Here is a 20630-nt window from a genome sequence, read left to right on the forward strand (position 1 = left end):
CTCCTAACGACAAAATCCAAACCAGCGCAGGCCAAGGTGAAAATGATTGGCGTGCGCTGCGTTGTAATCAGGACCGATCGAATTTCCGAAGTACGGGCAACTCTTTGAAAACAGTGAATGAATGTACTGCCCTTCATCACCAGTTTGCGGCCATTGCTTCAGGACCGTCAACTGTCGCCCGTCCTTTAACCGGAAACCGGCGATATCCAGCGCTTCAGCCGTAGCATGCTCACTCAGTCGGGCATTAGGTTTGTGATAAATGTTGCGGCAGGCGTAACTGCCAAGGTGGTCGATGCGCACCAGCGGTGAACCCAGCGCTTCATTTGACAGTGGCTTCGCCACCTGCGAAACAAACATTGCGCTGCTTAACGCGAGACGACAACTCGCCAGATAACTCGAACTCAATGATACATCTCCAAATCCCCGGACCCGAACGGGATCCTTCAGCGGACAGGTCCCGCCCATATTCCGAACAGTTGTAAACTGAATTGCACCCGCCGCTTGCGCGCGTTCGAGCGCCTCAAGGCAGGCTTGCGGATTATTATCAAGACGGCGGAGTTTATAACGAGTAATGAAATTCGGAGAATCACTGACAGCTACTGGCGCAAAAGGGTTGTAGGCCGGAGGGACACGCTTAGAAATCCACGGCCCACACAATATAAGAACAATCAAAAGAGCCATCAGGCCAATCAAATATCGCATAACGCTCCTTTTTGAAGCCAATACAACCCATCTTGATTTCTGCTGAATACACCAGAGTTTATCGGTAAAAAGATAGCGGTTATCCGCACAGTGTAAACCCGCCATCGGCAAAGTTACATCTCAGGAACCAAACTTACTCAGCTTTGACATAACCCTACATTGTGTTTGGTATCTTAGATTCCGAAGACGAAGTTTCTTCTCCTGTGTCCACTGTGAACTGTCCTTCATAGTGCGTAAGACCCTCGCTTTACCCCTTTCAGCCCGCCCCCGAGCGGGCTTTTTTTTGTCCTGCAATCCAGGGGCAATTGCATGTAGTTATCATTCGACACGTGTAACGTCCGGATGCTTTTCGCTTGCTGATTCATGAAAAATATCACCAAGCCAGCCAGATATTTCATCCTCTGTCAGGTCATCAGGAATGATAATGTCATGCAACCTCGAAAATTTTCTCTCCGACATATCAGCGCGAAACACCTGCCAACCTTCTGGCGTTTGTTTAACTCCAAGGTATCTTCCGAAAACGTTGTAAATCAGCATCGATGCCTCTTGCATGGAACGGGTAATGTATTTGGTTTTGAAGGGTATAAGACGAAAAAAAGACCGAATACGATTCCTATATTCGGTCTAGGGAAATGGCTCTTGGGAGAGAGCCGTGCGCTAAAAGTTGGCATTAATGCAGGCGGTTAAGCCGTACAAAATAAAGAATAGCTGACAGCTGATTATTTTCCACCCAACTCGCAACATAGTGATAATAACAATGCTGTATTATTTTCATTATGTGACAACATTCGCAAAGTATGAGTTTAACAACAATGGCTTATTCGCTGCAATGCCACTTAGCAGAGCGATTCCGCTTTTGTAATAAATGGCGCAAGGCTCATTTTTTGTCCCGGATTTTGCGGATCGTCCAGCCAGATTTTCTCCAGTGGAACCGCCTGTACCTGGCGATTTTTAACCTGCTCTTTCGCCACGTCGTTCAGAGGATATTGCGCCAGCGTGCTGTCGTTGATCACATACAGCGCATGACCCGGGCGGCATTGCAGCATGACTTCTTCACGGGTGAATGCCCACGCCTTTCCGTATTGTAAGCGGCTGACCGTTTCCAGCTGTGGCGCTGCCAGACTGCTGGCGGATAAGGTCAGCAGCACGCAGGCAAGCAGTGTTTTCCTCATGTTTTTTCCTCGGTAATGATTAAATTCTTAATACGTTTTTAACGCCGCTTCAGCGCGGCGCCAGCGTGGCAAACAGGCTCACCAGCAGCAGAACAAAAAGCGCCAGCCCCCATTCAACCCATGTCATCAACACAAAACGGCGTTCGGCATGACCGGAGTCATTGCCCATCAGCGGCACGAGACGATAACGGTTGTAGACGGCGATAGTGGCCATAATGCCGACCAGCAGAATTTTGATAACCAGTAGACACTGGTAAAGCGACGTCAGCTCCGTCGGCCAGCGCTGCAAAATGATGGCGGTATTCATGATGCCCGTGAGTATGACCAGCGCGACAGCGGCATGACCCCATGTCGAAAAATGGATCAGCGTGGCGATGGCAAAAGGCCGCAGTTCAGGTTTACGGGTGTAGTACATGCACGCCAGCAGCGGGAGTAAGCATCCAAACCAGTAGGCGGCACTCAACAGATGCACCATATGATTGAGACGCTGAACGAGCCCTAATATGCCGTTATGCATGGCCGCATGACCGATCAGCGCCTGACTCAGCAATAAACCCAGCGAGCACAGGAACACCAGCAGATTGCGCACCGACAGCCAGTCCATCAACAACACCAGCATCAGCGCGGCGGTCAGCAATAAGTGCCAGCGCCAGACTTCGCCAAACGTGGTAGTCAGCACCAGCAACCAGACGTTCAGGTTCAGGCCATCACTCCAGCCATTACCCATCAGCATGGCCTGAATTGATAGCATCCCGACAGACGTTATCGCCGCAACCGCGCCAGACCACATCATCAGCGTCTGGTTTTTTCGCAGTAACATCGCCGTAAAGCCTGCCGGTGCCAGTAGGGAGCAAAATACGCTCAGCCCGAATATTTGCATCAGGGAGGCAAAATGGGCGAACCGGCACAGGACAAACAGCGCAGTCAGGCTCATGACTTACTTAACGGTGAAGCTGTACTGACCATTGGTTTTATGACCGTCGACCGAGACCACGCTCCACGTTACCCAATATTTACCCGGGCTCAGCGCATCGGGTAACGTGACTACCGTCTGGGTGTTGTCATTAGCAGCGAGCGTTAACGCGCCAGTTTTAACCGCTTTTTTATCTGCACCGGTCAGGGTAATTTTGCTGAAATTCGGTTCGATACCTTCACTGAATCCGAGAGAGAGTTCAGTCGGGCTGGCGGCAAGAACGGTGTCCGCTGCTGGCGTCTGAGTTTTAAGATGTGCATGCGCAAAGGCTTGCGATGAGATAAATCCGCTCAGCAATACGGCTGAGACTGCCATGGCACGGCAAAGAGAGGTGGTTTTTTTCAACACGATGATTCCTTGGCTTGCGTAACGATGAATTTATAACGCCGTCACTTTATCGCAAACCAACCCAAAACGTTTGTCATAAATGCATAAAAAAACGCAGAAGCCGGAGCATTCTGCGTTTTATGTGCATCACAAACGGGGTTTACACCGCCGGGGCTTGCGCTGCCATATTTTTGAGATCTTTATCAACGAAGAACAATCCGTTGCCGGTATTGCTGACCAGTGACAGTTTGTCGAGAACGGATTTGAACAAGGTCTCTTCTTCATGTTGCTCTGCGACGTACCATTGCAGGAAGTTGAAGGAAGAATAATCTTTCAGAGTCATCGCCAGATCGGCCAGTTCGTTGATTTTCTGTGTGATCAGTTGCTCATGCTCGTAAGTCTGCATGAAGAGATCAGAAAGAGATTCAAATGTTACCGGCGGTGCAGCAATCGCGCCCAGCAACGGCAGTGCGCCGGTATCGCTGACATATTTGAACAGGCGATGCATGTGGTCCATCTCTTCCATGGAATGCTTCTTCAGAAACGCAGCCGCACCTTCGTAGCCTTTATCGCTGCACCATGCACTCATCTGCAAATATAAATTGGCAGAATAAAACTCGAGGTTCAGCTGTTCATTAAGCTGATCGATCATTTCTTTTTTTAGCATGATGCGGCTCCACAAATAAATTAAGGCAGGGGAATGGGTTTATTTATCCGCATTATGCCCGCATCAACACTAAATAAAAACAGATGATTCACATTAATATCATCACAAGTAACATTTAATTTTAATACCATGATTTTTAAGAGATTAATTTCAATTGAAATATACAATAATGATAACCATTAACATGCGCGCATATATTAAAAAGAATCATTCTTATTTGATAAAATAAATATTCCAGCCTAATTGCTGCTAATTATCAATTCCACAACGTGAATGGTTCTTATTTAGCTATATGACATCGTAATCATTTAGCTTAGTGGCAGTTTATAAAAATAAGATATCAGCGTTCACCCCGGCGGTGGCCTCGGGTACAATGCCGGTCAAAACAGATTCACGGGATGTCGCAATGAGTATCAATCTGGCGGAAATCAGTAAAGAAGAAATGGATCGCATCAACATCGATCTGGCGGCCTCGGCGGTCGCTTTCAAAGAGCGTTACAACATGCCGGTTGTCGCTGAAATGGTGGAACGCCAGCAGCCTGAGCACCTGCGCACGTACTTTCGCGAGCGCGTGATGCATTACCGTGGAGAATCACATAAATTTTCCCGCTTACCTTATGAACCGAAGCAAAAGTAACGTTGCTGGCGCAGGTCAACGGGAGGAGAGAAGATTATCGACGGGTAGCAAATTGCTGGTTGGTGCGGATCAGTTGATCGAGAATGCCCGGCTCATCAAATGAGTGCCCTGCTCCTTCGATAATGTGCAGCTCGGCTTCCGGCCAGGCTTTCGCCAGATCCCAGGCGTTTTGCACCTGACAGGCCATGTCGTAGCGGCCATGCACAATCACCGCAGGAATATGCCGGATGCGGTCGACGTTTTGCAGCAGCTGATCATCGGTGTCTAAAAAACCCAGATGTGTGAAGTAGTGGTTTTCGATACGGGCAAATGCCAGCGCAAAGTTATCTTCACCAAACGACGCCGAACCCTCCGCAGGCAGAAGCGTGACTGTCTCCCCTTCCCACAGGCTCCATATTTTAGCCGCCTCCAGTTGCACCGCACGGTCGTTTGACGTCAGTCGCTTGTGATAAGCAGCGATCACATCTTTACGTTCTTCCTCTGATAAAATTGACAAAATTCGCTGCCATTTTTCCGGGAAGAATCGCGATGCCCCGTCCTGGTAGTACCAGGTCAGTTCCTGCTTACGCATGGTGAAGATACCACGCAGCACCATTTCGCTGACGTGCTCGGGATGCGTCTGGGCATAGGCCAGCGCCAGCGTGGACCCCCACGAACCGCCGAACACCAGCCATTTCTCTACGCCTGCCATTTTGCGCAGACGCTCGATATCTTCTACCAGATGCCACGTCGTGTTGTTGTCGAGGCTCGCATGAGGCTTTGAACGCCCGCAGCCACGCTGATCAAACAGCATGACGTCATAATCATTCGGATCAAACAACTGACGGTGGACGGAGGAACATCCGCCGCCCGGCCCGCCGTGAATAAAGACCGCCGGCTTGCCTTGTGGGTTGCCACTACGCTCCCAGTAAACCTGATGGCCGTCGCCGGTATCAAGCATGCCGCTGGCATAAGCCTCACGCGGTGGATACAACCCTTTTAATTTTGGCATGACATTTCCTGTTCTAGTTGGCCAGAGTATTGATGGATACATTTACAACTCAATAACAGCGCATCAGCCAGCCAACAACAAGTTGTAATCCACGAAAATCGGCTTTTTGTATGCTGTTCGCATACTTATCGCGCAATTTCTTTTTTTCACGATAAGCGGTGGCGGGTTCCATAACTGTAAAGAACGGTTGGAAACACAAAGGAGCTTGCAACAGGAACGAATTTGGCTCTAAATAGGTGAGCAACCCAATCCACCAGCTTTAAAGAGAGGCAATGATGAGTAAAGGAATGGATAGCAAAAAGAATGCGAAGAAAAAGCCATTGAAAACCCCTGCCGAAAAAAAGGCTGATAAAAAAGCCAAGAAAGCATCTGCTTAACAATGTACTTCGTAGAATAAACCCGCCGAGCGCGGGTTTTTTTATTTAGGGGAAATTTTTTAGACTCAACTTTTCGCTGCCAGCGCCACCAGGAAGGCGTACTCCAGCGCGATATCCTCATACGCTTTAAAGCGTCCGGATTTGCCACCGTGACCAGAATCCATATCCGTGTGCATCAGCAGCTGATTGCTGTCGGTTTTCACATCGCGCAGTCTGGCCACCCATTTTGCCGGTTCCCAGTATTGCACCTGAGAGTCATGCAGGCCGGTGGTGACCAGCATGTGCGGATACGCCTGCGCACGCACCTGATCGTACGGGCTGTATTGCAACATGTAGTCGTAATAAGGCTTTTCGTTCGGATTGCCCCACTCGTCGTATTCGCCGGTAGTCAGCGGGATAGACTCATCAAGCATCGTGGTGACGACGTCGACAAACGGAACCTGCGCAACAATGCCGTGATACAACTCTGGCGCCTGATTGATGATTGCCCCCATCAGCAAACCGCCCGCGCTACCGCCCATTGCATAGACCTGCTTCGCGTCGCCATAACCTTCGGCTACCAGTTCTTTGGTAACGTCGATGAAATCGTGGAAAGTGTTCAGTTTATTGAACAGTTTCCCGTCGTCATACCATTGCTGACCGAGCTCAGCACCGCCGCGGATGTGTGCCAGCGCGAATACAAAACCGCGATCTAACAGGCTGAGACGGCTGCCGCTGAAAGCAGGATCCATACTGCTACCGTAGGAGCCGTAGCCGTAAAGCATCAGCGGATTCTGGTGGGGTTTGAAAAGTTCATGGCGATAGACCAGCGACACCGGCACTTTCACTCCGTCGCGGGCGGTGACCCAGACGCGTTCGCTGCGGTAATTCGCCGCATCAAAATCTTTCACTTCCTGCTGCTTTAGCAAAGTACGTTCGTGCGTATCCAGATCCAGTTCAAACAAGGTGCTCGGCGTGGTCATGGAAGAATAGCCGTAGCGAAGCAGCGCGGTATCCGGTTCCGGGTTGTACGCCAGCCAGGTGGTGTAGGTGGGATCGTCAAACGCCAGCGATTTTTCCTCGCCGGTTTGCCAGTGGATTTGGCGCAGATGCGTCAGCCCCTGTTCGCGCTCTTCAACGACCAGCCAGTCACGGAACAGACTAAAGCCTTCCAGCATCACTTCCACGCGCGCTGCGATCAGCGCATGCCAGCCAGACTCTTCGCCGTTATCACTTTTATACAGGCCGAAATTTTTGCCGTCTTTGTTCGAGCGGATATAGAACTTGCCGAGGTAATGGTCGAGCGCGTACTCGTGATCTTTACGGCGCGACAGGAAAACCTGAGGTTTTGCCTGCGGATCGTCAGCATCGAGCAGCAAAATCTCGGAGGTCGTGGTGCTGTCGAGATGGATCAGGATGTATTTTTCTGACGTGGTTTTATCCAGCCCGACATAAAAGGTGTCGTCTTTCTCTTCATACACCAGTTTGTCGGTTTTCGGGTCGGTGCCGACAACGTGGCGATAGACCTGATACGGCAGGAGGGTTTTCTTGTGTTTGCGCACATAATACAAAGTCTGGGAGTCGTTCGCCCATTCGCTGCTGCCGGAGGTATTTTTCAGCAGATCGTCAGCCCAGGTTTCGTCATCCAGATTTTTGATGCGGATGTCGTACTGGCGGCGCGACAGAAAATCTTCAGCGACAGCCATCCGTTTGTTATCACGGCTGATATCGAGCCCGCCCAGCGTATAAAACTCACTGTCTTTGGCGCGCTCGTTACCGTCGATAAGCGTCGCCCACTGTTCGTGTTCGTCAGCGGGTTGGCGCAGATAAATGGCATATTCATTGCCCGGCTCATAGCGGGTCTGGTAGCGGAAACCGTGCTTAATATAAGGAACAGAATGATCCTGCTGGGCAATGCGCGCCACCATCTCGCCATACAGTGTTTCGCGCAGCGCCTGATGGGGCTTCATGGCCTCATCGGTATATTCATTTTCGGCTGCGAGATAAGCCAGGACCTGAGGATCGGTGCGGTCATCGTCACGCAGCCAGTAATAGTTATCGACGCGTTCAGTGCCGTGCGCGCTCAGGATTTTAGGGCGTTTTTCAGCCTTTGGAGGTGTCATCATCGCGGGATCTCTTTGTCCTCTTAGTGGTATGACAAGAGTGACAGGTTTAGCCGGGGAAACCAAGAGACGGAAATGAAAGGAATAATGCGTCCGCCGGAGGAAACGGACGCGGATATCACTCAGACTGGCGTGCTGTAGCTGATTTCACCGAGCTGGCAATTGAGCGTAACCTGATAGGTTTTGTCGGTGTGATCGCCGCGAACTTTCAGCGGGATTGTCCACTTCGCGTTATCGCCGCTGATACTGTCCGGCGCTACCCACGCCACCGGCGTAGACGTACCGAGCGTTTTCTTGTCCGCATCCCAACGCGGAATACGGTTTTGCAGGAAATCACGCTTCACCAGCGCCGCAATTTCGTCTTTGCTGGCGGTTGAGCAAGGCGCGACCGTTGCCGTTCTCACTTCCGGCTCCGCCGCCTGCGCCACCTGAATCATTCCGCTCATTCCTGCGACAGCGATCACCGCGCCTGAGATCATCTTTTTCATTGTTCGTCTTCCCGCTTTTTGTCGATCATTACCAGTGACCTTGCAGGATTTATATCCCTACAACTGACAAGGTCATCGCTTGCGTTAGATAATATAATCCTCAACAAGGTAATAACACAACATTAACAACATGACGAACAACGCATAATGCTTAGCGTAAGATGATGGCCTTACAGTTTTTGCCTTTGATCTTGCCTTCCTGCAAACGTTGCAACGCCTTTTTGGCGCTCTTCTGACGAATCGCTACGTACGCGTGGATCGGGAACATGTCAATTTTACCGACTTCGGCAGCGGTCAGGCCAGCTTCACCGGTCAGCGCGCCGAGAATGTCACCGGGGCGGATTTTGGCTTTACGGCCACCGTCGATGCACAGGGTCGCCATGACAGGATCCAGCGCTACCGGCGTAGCGGCCAACGCCTGTGCAGCCGGCTGCCAGACAAAGGTCTGACGAGTGTAATCTTCCAGTGCGTGAACACGGCCCATTTCCTGCGGCGTGACTAAACTGACGGCCAGACCGCTGGTGCCTGCGCGGCCGGTGCGGCCTACACGATGGATATGCACTTCAGGATCGAACGACAGTTCGTAATTGATCACCAGACCGAGATCTTTGATGTCCAGACCGCGCGCCGCCACGTCGGTGGCCACCAACACGCGGCAACTGCCGTTGGAGAAACGCACCAGCACACGGTCACGGTCACGCTGTTCAAGATCGCCGTTCAGCGCCAGCGCGCTGATACCTTTGGCGGACAGTGCATCGCAGACGTCCTGACAATCGCGCTTGGTGTTACAGAACACCACACATGACGTAGGCTGATGCTGATAAAGCACCGCCGCAAGCAGTGACAAACGTTGATGTTTATCGGCTTCGATAAAGACCTGCTTGATATCCGCAACGTCTTCTTCACCTTCAATTTCGACTTTCAGCGGCTGGCGCTGGAATTTAGAACTAATACGCTCGATGCCGTCAGGATAAGTTGCGGAGAACAGCAGCGTCTGACGGGCGGGCGGTGTGTAGCTGACCACGTCTTCAATGTCTTCGCTAAAGCCCATGTCCAGCATGCGGTCGGCTTCATCCAGCACCAGCACTTTCAGCTGATCCAGCTTCAGAGTGCCTTTACGCAAATGTTCCTGAATACGCCCCGGCGTACCGACCACGATGTGCGGCTGACGCACCAGTGATTCCAGCTGCGGGCCGATTGACTGGCCGCCGCAGAGGGTCAGAATTTTGATGTTCTGGGTAAAGCGAGCCAGACGACGTAACTCTTTACTGACCTGATCAGCCAGTTCGCGGGTCGGGCACAGCACCAGCGCCTGAGCGTAGAACTGCGCCACGGTGATACTGTTCAGCAAACCGATTCCGAACGCAGCTGTTTTGCCGCTACCGGTTTTAGCTTTGGCCAGGACGTCCTGCCCCTGCAAAATGGCAGGCAGTGAAGCGGCCTGAATCGGGGTCATTTCGGTATAACCCAGTTCGGTCAGGTTAGAAAGTTGCTCAGCGGGCAGTGTCAGGGCTGAAAAGGAATGCGTGCTCAAGGCGATAACTCTTTATGTGAGGCAAAAATCGAAGCAGCGGCAGAGGGTCTGACGCCATGGTTTGGTTAAATGATAACAGAGACGCCCGCTGACTGCCTTAAACGGCAGAAAACTGGCTGAAAAAATCCCTTACACGCCCCACTTTGCTCCGCGACGAATTCGGCGATCATACTGCGCAATCGTTTTCGTTGATCATTAATTCAGATATACTGCGCGCCGAAATTCTCATTTTTATTCATCACAGATCTGGGTACGAAGCTATGTTAACCATTGGTACTGCACTGCGCACCGGCGCCACACGCGTCATGTTGTTAGGCTCTGGCGAACTCGGGAAAGAAGTGGCGATTGAATGTCAGCGTCTTGGCCTGGAAGTGATCGCCGTGGATCGTTACTCCGATGCACCGGCAATGCAGGTTGCTCATCGCAGCCATGTCATTAATATGCTGGACGGCGACGCGCTCAAACAGGTTATCGAAAGCGAACGTCCCGATTTCATCGTGCCGGAAATCGAAGCTATCGCCACCAGTATGCTGGTCGAGCTGGAAAAACAGGGTCACAACGTGGTGCCTTGCGCCGAAGCCACGCGCCTGACCATGAACCGCGAGGGCATCCGCCGCCTGGCTGCAGAAACGCTGCAACTGCCGACGTCCACCTACCAGTTTGCGGATGATGAAGCCTCTTTTCGTCAGGCTGTCGACGCAATCGGTTACCCGTGCATTATCAAGCCGGTCATGAGTTCATCGGGTAAAGGCCAGAGCCTGATCCGAAGCGCAGAACAACTGCAAACCGCATGGGATTACGCGCAGCAAGGCGGTCGTGCCGGTGGCGGTCGCGTCATTGTGGAAGGCCTGGTGAAATTTGATTTCGAGATAACCTTGCTGACCATCTGCGCCGTGGATGGCATCCACTTTTGCGCGCCAATTGGCCATCGTCAGGAAGACGGGGATTACCGGGAATCCTGGCAGCCACAGCAGATGACCGAACTGGCCCTGCAACGTGCGAAAGAGATTGCCGAAAAAGTCGTAAAAGCCCTTGGCGGCAAAGGTCTGTTTGGCGTCGAGCTGTTTGTGTGCGGCGACGATGTGATCTTCAGCGAAGTCTCACCACGTCCGCACGATACCGGCATGGTGACGCTGATTTCTCAGGATCTCTCGGAGTTTGCTCTGCACGTTCGCGCCTTTCTTGGCCTGCCGGTGGGCAATATCCGCCAGTTCGGCCCTTCCGCCTCTGCCGTTATTCTGCCTGAGCTGACCAGCAACGACGTCACCTTCAGCGGTCTGGAAAATGCGCTGACCGGTTACAATCAAATTCGCCTGTTCGGCAAGCCGGAAATCAGTGGGAAACGCCGTCTGGGCGTTGCGCTGGCGATTGCCGATAACGTCGAAGATGCGGTGGAACAGGCCAAACAGGCCGCCGCTGCGGTGGTCGTGAAAGGCTAATCTCTGCGGATTCCACATAAAAAAACCGGACGCCTGCAAAGGCTCCGGTTTTTTTCATCACAATTTGCCTGAAAGAAAACACCTTCAGGACAGGGTGTTATTCGTCTTCGTCATCAAAAATCACGGTCACGCGATCGCCTTTGTGCGTTTCACGGATTTCTGCCGCCACGGTAGCAATGGCTTCGCCGCTGCTCATGCCATTTTCCATTAACTGGCGGATACGATCGGCGGCCTGTTCTTGTTCGTTATGTGATAGTGAAGGCATACCTGTCAGCATGGGAGATTCCTGTTGTACGTGGTGACTGTTGCAAGATAAATAACGCCCGCAGGCTGCGGGGTTGCACAGTATACGCCTTATTCCTGCAAATCGCCTGTGCTGGTTTCCGGGGGCGGAATCTATGTTAGGATCGCAGGCCTGTAACGTCATTCATCGCGCCAGAGAAACTGAAACCCGTCATGCAACCCGCTCACTCCGTTGTTTTCTATCCCTTGCCTTATCGGCCAGACGCTCTGCTGACGCAGTTCGGGCCACTTTCCGCTTTGCCGTGGGCGATGCTGCTGCACTCAGGCGCAGCGCAGCACCAGCACAACCGCTTCGATATTCTGGTCGCCGACCCGCTGGTCACGCTGACCACCCGCGGGGCGATTACGCAGATTGCGCGAGAGGGTGCCGTGTGGACAAGGGAAGAAGATCCGTTTGTGTTGCTGGAAGAACAGCTTTGCGCCTCGGGATTTCGGGCAGAAACCTCTGACGACTTTCCTTTTCAGGGCGGTGCACTCGGCCTGTTTGGCTACGATTTGGGCCGCCGCGTTGAGACGCTGCCGGACATCGCGCAGCGCGACATCACGCTTCCGGACATGGCCGTCGGTATTTATGACTGGGCGCTGATCGCCGATCACCATTTACAGCGTCTGACTCTGGTGTCTCATGGTGATATTCAGGCGCGTATACGCTGGCTGGAACAGCATGCGCAGCCGGTGAACACGGCCCCTTTCCACCTGGATGCACCGTGGCAGGCGAATATGAGTCGCGAAGAATACGGTGTGAAATTCCGCCAGATTCAGGAATACATTCACAGCGGTGATTGCTATCAAATCAATCTGGCGCAACGGTTCGCCACCGCCTATCAGGGTGATGAGTGGCAGGCGTTTCTGCGGCTAAATCAGGCCAACCGTGCGCCCTTCTCGGCCTTTCTGCGATTGCCGGAAAACGCCGTGCTCAGCCTCTCTCCCGAACGCTTTATCTGGCTGAAAAACCAGCAGATCCAGACGCGACCTATCAAAGGCACGCTGCCGCGCTGTGAAGATCCGGCCGAAGATGCCCGCCAGGCGGAGCGTCTGGCAGCGTCAGAAAAAGATCGCGCCGAAAACCTGATGATCGTCGATTTGCTGCGAAATGACTTTGGCCGGGTGGCGACGCCCGGCAGCGTAAGGGTGCCTGAACTGTTTGTGGTCGAGCCCTTCCCGGCCGTCCATCATCTGGTCAGCACCATCACCGCTGAATTACCCGCTGACTGCCACGCCAGCGCCCTGCTGCGTGCCTGTTTCCCCGGTGGCTCTATCACCGGTGCGCCAAAAGTGCGCGCGATGGAAATAATCGAAGAACTCGAACCCCAGCGCCGCAACGGCTACTGCGGCAGTATTGCTTACATCAGCTGCTGCGGCACGATGGACAGCAATATCACCATCCGCACTCTGCTGACCGAACAGGGTAAAATCTATTGCTGGGCGGGCGGCGGGATTGTTGCGGACAGCCAGGAACAGGCAGAATATCAGGAGACGTTCGATAAAATCGCCCGCATTTTGCCCCAGTTAGGAGACGCTCAGCCGTGAGTTTGCTGGAACAACACCCGCCGGTGCAGGCGTTTTCGCCCGCCGTGGAAGATTTCATTCTGCGCTTTCAGTTACAGCAGCCGCGCATGCCCGCGCCGCTGTTGCGCGGCACCCGCCACGCGGCGGTGTTGATCCCGATTATTTGCCGCGAAGAGCCGACAATTTTACTCACCCGACGTTCAGACAGCCTGCGCAAGCACGCCGGTCAGGTCGCGTTTCCAGGCGGTGCGGCCGATGCCACGGATGCATCGATTATCGCCACTGCGCTGCGCGAGACGCAGGAAGAGGTCGCGATCCCTCCTGAGCAGGTACACATATTGGGCACGCTAGCCCCGCAGGACAGCAGCAGCGGTTTTCAGGTCACGCCGGTGATCGGCCTGTTACCCGTTGATGTGACGTTCCATCCGGCGGAAGATGAAGTGGCGGAGATATTCGAGATGCCGTTACAGGAAGCTTTCGATCTGGCCCGTTACCATTCTCTGGATATTCACCGCAGAGGCACACATCACCGGGTGTATTTATCCTGGTATCAGCAGCAATTTGTCTGGGGATTAACCGCGTCGATCATTCGTCAGCTGGCCCGGCAGGTTAAAGACTGACCTCACTGGTTACACATCGATCACACTTTCGCATCAAATAAGTTTATTTCATGCGAAAATAGAATCTATTGCCCTAAACCCCTTTTACACTATAGATCTAGCCACAAATTCGTTTGTGGCTGTCAGGGTCCCGTTCCCTGCCGTTTTCAATTACAGGAGTATTCGACGTGATTAGCGTTTTCGACATGTTCAAGGTCGGGATTGGCCCTTCCAGTTCCCATACTTTGGGCCCGATGAAAGCCGGTAAACAGTTCGCTGATGACCTGCTCGAACAGGGCATGATGCCTGCCGTTACGCGTGTCGCCGTGGACGTTTTTGGCTCCCTGTCGCTGACAGGTAAAGGCCACCACACAGATATCGCCATTATTTTAGGTCTGGCCGGTAATCAGCCCGACACCGTTGACATCGACGGGATTCCGCACTTTATCCGCGACGTTGAGCAACGTCAGCGTTTGCCGCTTGGCACCACCCAGCACGAAGTCGATTTCCCGCGCGACACCGGCATGGTATTTCGCAGCGAAAACCTGCCACGCCATGAAAATGCCATGCAGATCCACGCGTTTGCCGGTGACAAACTGGTGTACAGCAAAACGTATTATTCCGTCGGCGGCGGTTTTATCGTCGATGATGAGCATTTCGGCCAGCCGGTTCTGGACGAAGTGTCCGTGCCGTTCAGCTTTAATTCGGCCAGTGAAATGCTGGCAAAGTGCAAAGAGAATGGCCTTTCTCTCTCCGGCTTAATGATGCAGAACGAGCTCGCGCAGCATAGTAAGCAAGAGATCGAGCAATATTTCGAGAAAATCTGGCACACGATGCAAGCGTGTATCGATCGCGGTTTAAACACAGAAGGCGTGCTTCCCGGCCCGCTGCGTGTTCCGCGCCGTGCATCGGCACTGCGCCGAATGCTGGTCTCCAACGATCAGCTGTCTAAAGACCCGATGAACGTGATCGACTGGGTAAATATGTTTGCGCTGGCGGTTAACGAAGAAAATGCCGCCGGTGGCCGCGTGGTCACTGCACCGACTAACGGTGCCTGCGGGATTGTTCCGGCGGTACTGGCGTATTATGACAAGTACATCCAATCCGTCAGCCCGGATATTTATCTGCGCTATTTCCTCACCTGCGGCGCTATCGGCATTCTTTATAAGATGAACGCGTCGATTTCAGGTGCAGAAGTGGGCTGTCAGGGTGAAGTCGGCGTGGCCTGTTCCATGGCCGCCGCCGGTCTGACTGAATTACTGGGCGGCAGCCCCGAGCAGGTTTGCGTGGCGGCTGAAATCGGCATGGAGCACAATCTGGGTTTGACCTGTGATCCGGTGGCCGGTCAGGTTCAGGTGCCATGCATCGAGCGTAATGCTATCGCGTCGGTGAAAGCCATTAACTCGGCACGCATGGCGTTGCGCCGCACCAGTGAGCCCCGGGTCTCTCTCGATAAAGTGATTGAAACCATGTACGAAACGGGCAAAGACATGAACGCCAAATACCGTGAAACGTCACGTGGTGGTCTGGCGATCAAGGTGCAGTGCGACTGATATTACTGCGTTTTTCTCATGGCTGCGTCACATTGCCAGATGTTTTGGACGTGTGACGCACAAAATACCGCACCGGTACTATCAAGTAGCCATTAAATCTTCGCTAAGAACAACCCGTTGTATTATCAATACATATTGGACATGACACTTGCTTTATACCCCGCGCGTACGGCATGCTGATTTCCGCGTGTTTTGCCGCTCAGGCTGCTTCAATAAGTTCTACCGCTCGAATGTTCAGGAATGGCAGGCGCAAAATGAGTGACAACGTCACAGACAGGGATTTTATTTCATTTTGACACTTAATAAAGTGAAAGAGCCTCCTTCGATTTACAGCTACTATCAATAATAACAAAACGGCTGTTACGCTCAGGTAAACCCTTTATAAATGACTATTTGTGAGCCTGCACATTACACGGGATACAAGGATTAGAACGATGCTGTTCTCCCAGACCGGACTTGCGAAGTATCGCTACTATCGCCTTGCGTTGGCCAGCGCTATGGGGTTATTTACCCTTATTCTTACGCTCGGTATTCGTATTTACGAACAAAGTCAGGTTATCTCTGCGGATCAAGAACGCGTGGCGATGCACACCGTTGAAAAACTCGAAAAATTACTTGAACCCGCTTCACAGGCCGCCCGAAAAGCACCCGTTGACCCGGCGCTGACCTGTCGTGAATTACAACCTGTCATGCAGCAAACCGTGGCGCGCATGCAAACCTTGCGATCTATCACTCTTGTTACCAATGGCACCATTACCTGTTCAAGCCTTATTGGCGCGCTGGATCTGAATTTCAGCAACACCCTGCCGGACATCGCTCAGGGCCGAACGCGGCTTGAGCTTCGTGCAGCAAAATTAACCAGATTAGATATTCCTACTTTGCTGCTCTGGCAGCCTGCCACGGCTGATAATCTTAACGGTGAACTGTTCGTCTATAACATCGGGATCCTGTCGAATTTCCTGCTCGAACCACAGCCTCCGTACGCCCGCCATATTGTCCTGAACGTGATGAAGCAAAGCCTCGAGTATGGTAAAAATGAAATCATTCAAAGCGTGAATTTGTCGCAGCGGCCGTTGCTGACTGTGAAATCACCAAACTATGATTTTTCCGTGTCGATTTATGGTGAGGAACCTTCCGCGCTGGCCTGGTCAGAACTGGCTTCCCATCTTCCTCTTTCGGTGCTGATCAGTTTACTGACCGCAACGGCGGTCTATTTGTTATCCGGCAGCCGGATTAGTCTCGCGTATCCGATAAGCCACGGGATTTCGCACCGCGAATTTAAAGTCTATTGTCAGCCGATTATCAACAGTGTCGATGGCCGCTGTATTGGTGTCGAAACGCTGATGCGCTGGAAAAATCGCCGACAGGAATGGGTTTCGCCAGATGTGTTTATTCCGTTGGCTGAGCAACACGGGCTCATTATCGCGCTTACCCGCTACCTGATTAAAACGGTGGCCGATAATCTTTCGGTCTTCCCCGCCACTTCCGGTTTTTACGTCAGTATTAACGTCGCCGCTCAGCATTTTAATAATATGGAAATTGTGGATGACATCCGCAAAATCTGGCTCCCCGCACAGCCTTCCGTCTCGCTAATGCTGGAACTGACTGAGCGCACGCGCTTGCAGGAATTACGAGCCGCCGAGATCTCACAGTTGAAAGAGATGGGGATATTACTGGCGATCGATGATTTCGGTACCGGCCACAGTTCATTGAGTTATCTGAAGACGCTCAATCCTGACGTGCTGAAAATCGATCAGGCGTTTACTGCCTCCATCGGTACTGACGCGATTAACGCAACGGTCACCGATACCATCATCACGCTGGCGCAACGGCTGAATCTGAAGCTGATTGCCGAAGGCGTCGAAACTCGTGAACAGGTCGATTATCTGCGTAAACGCAAAGTCGATTCTTTGCAGGGATACTATTTTGCCAGGCCGATGCCGATTGAGGTATTCCCGATCTGGCTGGCGCGTTATGAGAAATCCACGCAGGTCATGCAACCGGTTGATGAATAATCACGGTGAATGACAAGCATAAAAAACGGCGACCGGAGTCGCCGTTTTAAACAGAAGTGAACCGCTATTACTGGTCTTCTTCCCAATGGTCTTCAGACTGGATTTTGGTGATCCGCACGCGCTCGATCCGATAATCTGTCACTTCAAGAATTTCAAAGTGCAGCGAGGCCATTTCAATCACTTCACCTGCTACCGGCATCTGGCCAGATTTCGATAACAACAAACCCGCCAGTGACGCAAAATCATCGTCCGGGCTGACCAGCGTGTTGATGTCCAGGATCTGCTGTAACAGATGTAAATCCGTGCCACCCTTGGCTATCCAGGAATCACCGTCGGCAATCACGTCCGGCGTTTCGTCCTCGTCCGGGAATTCACCGGCAATGGCTTCCAGCACGTCCAGCGGCGTGACCAGCCCCTGAATCACACCAAACTCATTGCTGACTACCACCAGACGGCCTTTCGCTTTACGCAGCACGGCCAGCAGATTGATAACATCCATCGTTTCCGGCACCACGATCGGTGGCGTTTTCTCGGCAAAGGCCACGATGCTTTCACCCTTTTCCAGCGCCACCAGCAGATCTTTCGCCCGCACCACGCCGATCACATCGTCCAGAGAGTGACGGCAAATCGGGAACAGGCTGTGCGGCGTGTCCAGCAACTGGCTGCGGATTTCAGCCGGTGAGCGTTCACAGTCCACCCAGGAAATCTCAGTGCGCGGCGTCATGATGCTGCGCAGCGAACGCGAGGCCAGCGTCAGTACGCCGGTTATCATGTGACGTTCTTCTTCCGCAAAAGTCTCATGGGCAGGTACGGCATCACCTGAAGGTTCATCTTCATTCTGATGCTGGCGTTTCCCGCCCATCAGACGCTGAATCGCCTCGGCCGTACGTTCACGCATCGGTCGCGTGGACTGGCTTTTCAGGAAGTTACGACGTGCAATCTGGTTGAATAATTCAATCAGAATGGAGAAACCGATCGCGGCGTACAGATAACCTTTCGGAATGTGGAAACCAAAACCTTCAGCAATCAGGCTCAAGCCGATCATCAGCAGGAAGCTGAGACACAGCACCACCACCGTCGGATGATTGTTCACAAAGCGGGTCAGCGACTTCGACGCCAGCAGCATGACACCCATGGCAATCACCACCGCCGTCATCATGACGTACAGGTTGTTGACCATCCCAACTGCGGTGATCACCGCATCGAGTGAGAACACGGCGTCCAGCACCACAATCTGCGCCACAACGGACCAGAAACTGGCGTAGCCGCGGTTTTGCGAACCGTGCTCTTCATGCCCCTCCAGCCGTTCGTGCAACTCCGTCGTCGCTTTGAACAGCAGGAATACCCCGCCGAGCAACAGGATCAAATCGCGTCCGGAGAAACTGAACTGCGCAATACTAAACAGCGGCGTGGTGAGTTTGACCATCCACGAGATCAGCGACAGCAGGCCTAAACGCATAATCAGAGCTAAGGATAAGCCGATGATACGTGCTTTATCACGCTGTTTTGGTGGCAGTTTGTCCGCAAGAATGGCGATAAACACCAGGTTGTCGATACCCAGAACAATTTCCAGAACGACAAGTGTCAGCAAACCGACCCATATTGAAGGGTCCATCAAAAATTCCATGTCAGACTCCGCAATGAGTTAAAGAAAAAAGACGCAAAGAAACGCGATTCGCTGAGCAATCAGGGGCCCGGCAAAGTGTTTTAGCTGTATGACTTACAGATGAAAGCGGTTTCAGTGCGGCAAAAATCAGGCCCATTGGGGCGGATTTGCCGGTAATGATGAGATGAAAAAGCGAAGAATAGTGACGTCGGTGACAGTCCATAGGGAGGGCTGAGGCCCGGTACTCCTGTTCAATTATTTGGAAAATCACTTTATCAGGAATGATTATCTGACGAAAGTGCGATCTTTTACCTCCTGCATCATTCTGAAACATCTATGCTGTTTTATTAGGCACGTGGAAGCGTATTCACAATACGTCGTTGAATAACGGACAGTCGTCACAAAATTTATTTTTTCACACACTAAAATAAATCACGTCGCACGACCTGTTGAGGTTCTGCAGTTTTACTGTTTATCAGTGTTATCAGAAATTAACGGACATTAGTGGGTTAATTCTCACGCAGGGAACGCTCTGTCCGCCTCAGGAACAAAAACGGGCGGATATCATCATCAGCACCATTACTTATGTGCATAACTCTTAACCGAGTTAACAGAGGAGGTAGCGAGTGAGTATTGCTATTATCATCGGCACGCACGGGTCAGCAGCTGAACAGTTGCTGAAAACAGCGGAAATGATTTTAGGTGAACAGGATAATGTCGCCTATATCGATTTCGTACCCGGCGAGAATGCCGAAACCCTGATCGAAAAGTACACGGCAAAGTTGGGTGGTTTAGATACCAGCAGCGGCGTCCTTTTCCTGGTCGACACCTGGGGTGGCAGCCCGTTTAACGCCGCCAGCCGCATTGTTGTCGATAAGGAAAATTACGAAGTTGTCACCGGTGTTAACATCCCTATGCTGGCAGAAACTTTCATGGCCCGTGATGACAACCCGTCCTTCGCAGAACTGGTTGCCATTGCAGTGGAAACCGGACGTATCGGCGTAAAAGCGCTGAAAACCCCGGAACCTGCCACAGAAGCCCCTGTCGCCGCACCTGTACCGAAAAAAGCCGCCCCGGTTCAACCTTCCGGTCCGAATGATTACATGAAAATCGGTCTTGCCCGTATTGATGACCGTTTAATCCATGGACAAGTCGCGACCCGCTGGACCAAAGAAACCAACGTTAACCGCATTATTGTCATCAGCGATGAAGTGGCTGCCGACACCGTGCGTAAAACGTTGCTGACTCAGGTTGCTCCTCCTGGTGTAACTGCACACGTTGTCGACGTGGAGAAAGCTATCCGTGTTTACAACAACCCGAAATACGCTGGCGACCGCGTGATGTTGTTGTTCACCAACCCAACCGACGTGCTGCGTGTGGTTGAAGGTGGCGTGAAGATTACAACGGTCAACATTGGTGGTATGGCATTCCGTCAGGGTAAAACCCAGGTGAATAACGCCGTGTCCGTCGACGAGAAAGATATCGAAGCATTCAAAAAACTGAATGAAAAAGGTATCGAACTTGAAGTGCGTAAAGTGTCCTCGGATTCACGTCTCAAGATGATGGATCTTATTAATAAGATGAATTAATAAGCACAGGCGTCAAACGCAGATTGCCTCAACGTTATCTGCATCTG

19 protein-coding genes are annotated in these 20630 nt (G+C 52.2%); 7 read left to right on the forward strand and 12 right to left on the reverse strand.

The annotated features are described in order from the left end of the window. Positions 1–3: 3 nt before the first annotated feature. From ACMHLI_RS13255 to ftnA, 6 genes are all read right to left on the reverse strand, one after another. Positions 4–702 (reverse strand): extensin family protein, encoded by a 699-nt coding sequence (locus ACMHLI_RS13255; protein WP_413529885.1) that lies wholly within the window; start codon positions 700–702, stop codon positions 4–6. A 318-nt stretch (positions 703–1020) separates the two neighbouring features. Continuing rightward, complete coding sequence (locus tag ACMHLI_RS13260) at positions 1021–1239, reverse strand: hypothetical protein (protein WP_413529886.1); 219 nt, start codon at positions 1237–1239, stop codon at positions 1021–1023. Between the two features lie 299 nt (positions 1240–1538). Beyond that, the gene (locus ACMHLI_RS13265; protein WP_112168779.1) at positions 1539–1874 is read right to left on the reverse strand and encodes a YebY family protein; all 336 of its coding nucleotides are present in this window, start codon (positions 1872–1874) and stop codon (positions 1539–1541) included. 49 nt (positions 1875–1923) lie between these two features. Beyond that, positions 1924–2808 (reverse strand): copper homeostasis membrane protein CopD, encoded by an 885-nt coding sequence (copD, locus tag ACMHLI_RS13270; RefSeq protein ID WP_413529887.1) that lies wholly within the window; start codon positions 2806–2808, stop codon positions 1924–1926. A gap of 3 nt (positions 2809–2811) precedes the next feature. Beyond that, positions 2812–3198: a copper homeostasis periplasmic binding protein CopC gene (gene copC / locus ACMHLI_RS13275; RefSeq protein WP_413529912.1), complete on the reverse strand. Its 387-nt coding sequence runs from the start codon at positions 3196–3198 to the stop codon at positions 2812–2814. Positions 3199–3334: 136 nt separating this feature from the next. Further along, the gene (gene ftnA / locus ACMHLI_RS13280; RefSeq protein WP_413529888.1) at positions 3335–3841 is read right to left on the reverse strand and encodes a non-heme ferritin; all 507 of its coding nucleotides are present in this window, start codon (positions 3839–3841) and stop codon (positions 3335–3337) included. A 406-nt stretch (positions 3842–4247) separates the two neighbouring features. Here ftnA and ACMHLI_RS13285 point away from each other — a divergent pair, with 406 nt between their 5' ends. Next, entirely contained in the window at positions 4248–4478 is a 231-nt protein-coding gene (locus ACMHLI_RS13285; protein ID WP_112168775.1) for a DNA polymerase III subunit theta, read from the forward strand. Between the two features lie 34 nt (positions 4479–4512). On the opposite strand, the gene pip is transcribed toward ACMHLI_RS13285, so the two are convergent. The 4 genes from pip to dbpA all read right to left on the reverse strand — a co-directional run bounded on the left by pip (position 4513) and on the right by dbpA (position 9976). After that, the gene (gene pip / locus ACMHLI_RS13290) at positions 4513–5469 is read right to left on the reverse strand and encodes a prolyl aminopeptidase (protein WP_413529889.1); all 957 of its coding nucleotides are present in this window, start codon (positions 5467–5469) and stop codon (positions 4513–4515) included. Between the two features lie 442 nt (positions 5470–5911). Further along, on the reverse strand, positions 5912–7951 hold the full coding sequence (locus tag ACMHLI_RS13295; RefSeq protein ID WP_413529890.1) for a S9 family peptidase: 2040 nt from the start codon (positions 7949–7951) through the stop codon (positions 5912–5914). A 119-nt stretch (positions 7952–8070) separates the two neighbouring features. After that, positions 8071–8436: a protein YebF gene (gene yebF / locus ACMHLI_RS13300; RefSeq protein ID WP_413529891.1), complete on the reverse strand. Its 366-nt coding sequence runs from the start codon at positions 8434–8436 to the stop codon at positions 8071–8073. 151 nt (positions 8437–8587) lie between these two features. Continuing rightward, positions 8588–9976, reverse strand: a complete 1389-nt coding sequence (gene dbpA / locus ACMHLI_RS13305) for an ATP-dependent RNA helicase DbpA (RefSeq protein ID WP_413529913.1) — start codon at positions 9974–9976, stop codon at positions 8588–8590. Positions 9977–10230: 254 nt separating this feature from the next. Between dbpA and purT the strand changes: the two genes are divergently transcribed. Then, complete coding sequence (gene purT / locus ACMHLI_RS13310) at positions 10231–11409, forward strand: formate-dependent phosphoribosylglycinamide formyltransferase (RefSeq protein ID WP_413529892.1); 1179 nt, start codon at positions 10231–10233, stop codon at positions 11407–11409. A 97-nt stretch (positions 11410–11506) separates the two neighbouring features. On the opposite strand, the gene ACMHLI_RS13315 is transcribed toward purT, so the two are convergent. Continuing rightward, positions 11507–11686 carry a YoaH family protein gene (locus ACMHLI_RS13315; protein WP_056778924.1) on the reverse strand — a complete coding sequence of 60 codons (180 nt, stop codon included), beginning with the start codon at positions 11684–11686 and terminating at the stop codon, positions 11507–11509. 179 nt (positions 11687–11865) lie between these two features. Here ACMHLI_RS13315 and pabB point away from each other — a divergent pair, with 179 nt between their 5' ends. From pabB to ACMHLI_RS13335, 4 genes are all read left to right on the forward strand, one after another. After that, entirely contained in the window at positions 11866–13242 is a 1377-nt protein-coding gene (pabB, locus tag ACMHLI_RS13320; protein WP_413529893.1) for an aminodeoxychorismate synthase component 1, read from the forward strand. Beyond that, complete coding sequence (locus ACMHLI_RS13325; protein WP_413529894.1) at positions 13239–13841, forward strand: CoA pyrophosphatase; 603 nt, start codon at positions 13239–13241, stop codon at positions 13839–13841. The genes pabB and ACMHLI_RS13325 overlap by 4 nt, the downstream gene beginning before the upstream one ends. Before the next feature lie 167 nt (positions 13842–14008). Further along, entirely contained in the window at positions 14009–15373 is a 1365-nt protein-coding gene (locus tag ACMHLI_RS13330) for an L-serine ammonia-lyase (RefSeq protein WP_413529895.1), read from the forward strand. A 434-nt stretch (positions 15374–15807) separates the two neighbouring features. After that, the gene (locus tag ACMHLI_RS13335; RefSeq protein WP_413529896.1) at positions 15808–17388 is read left to right on the forward strand and encodes an EAL domain-containing protein; all 1581 of its coding nucleotides are present in this window, start codon (positions 15808–15810) and stop codon (positions 17386–17388) included. Between the two features lie 67 nt (positions 17389–17455). On the opposite strand, the gene ACMHLI_RS13340 is transcribed toward ACMHLI_RS13335, so the two are convergent. Further along, entirely contained in the window at positions 17456–19015 is a 1560-nt protein-coding gene (locus tag ACMHLI_RS13340; protein WP_413529897.1) for a TerC family protein, read from the reverse strand. A 605-nt stretch (positions 19016–19620) separates the two neighbouring features. Here ACMHLI_RS13340 and manX point away from each other — a divergent pair. Then, complete coding sequence (gene manX, locus ACMHLI_RS13345) at positions 19621–20583, forward strand: PTS mannose transporter subunit IIAB (RefSeq protein ID WP_413529898.1); 963 nt, start codon at positions 19621–19623, stop codon at positions 20581–20583. The last annotated feature ends 47 nt before the right edge of the window (positions 20584–20630 follow it).

The organism is Rahnella inusitata (genome assembly GCF_965118895.1).
Classification (GTDB): domain Bacteria; phylum Pseudomonadota; class Gammaproteobacteria; order Enterobacterales; family Enterobacteriaceae; genus Rahnella; species Rahnella inusitata_A.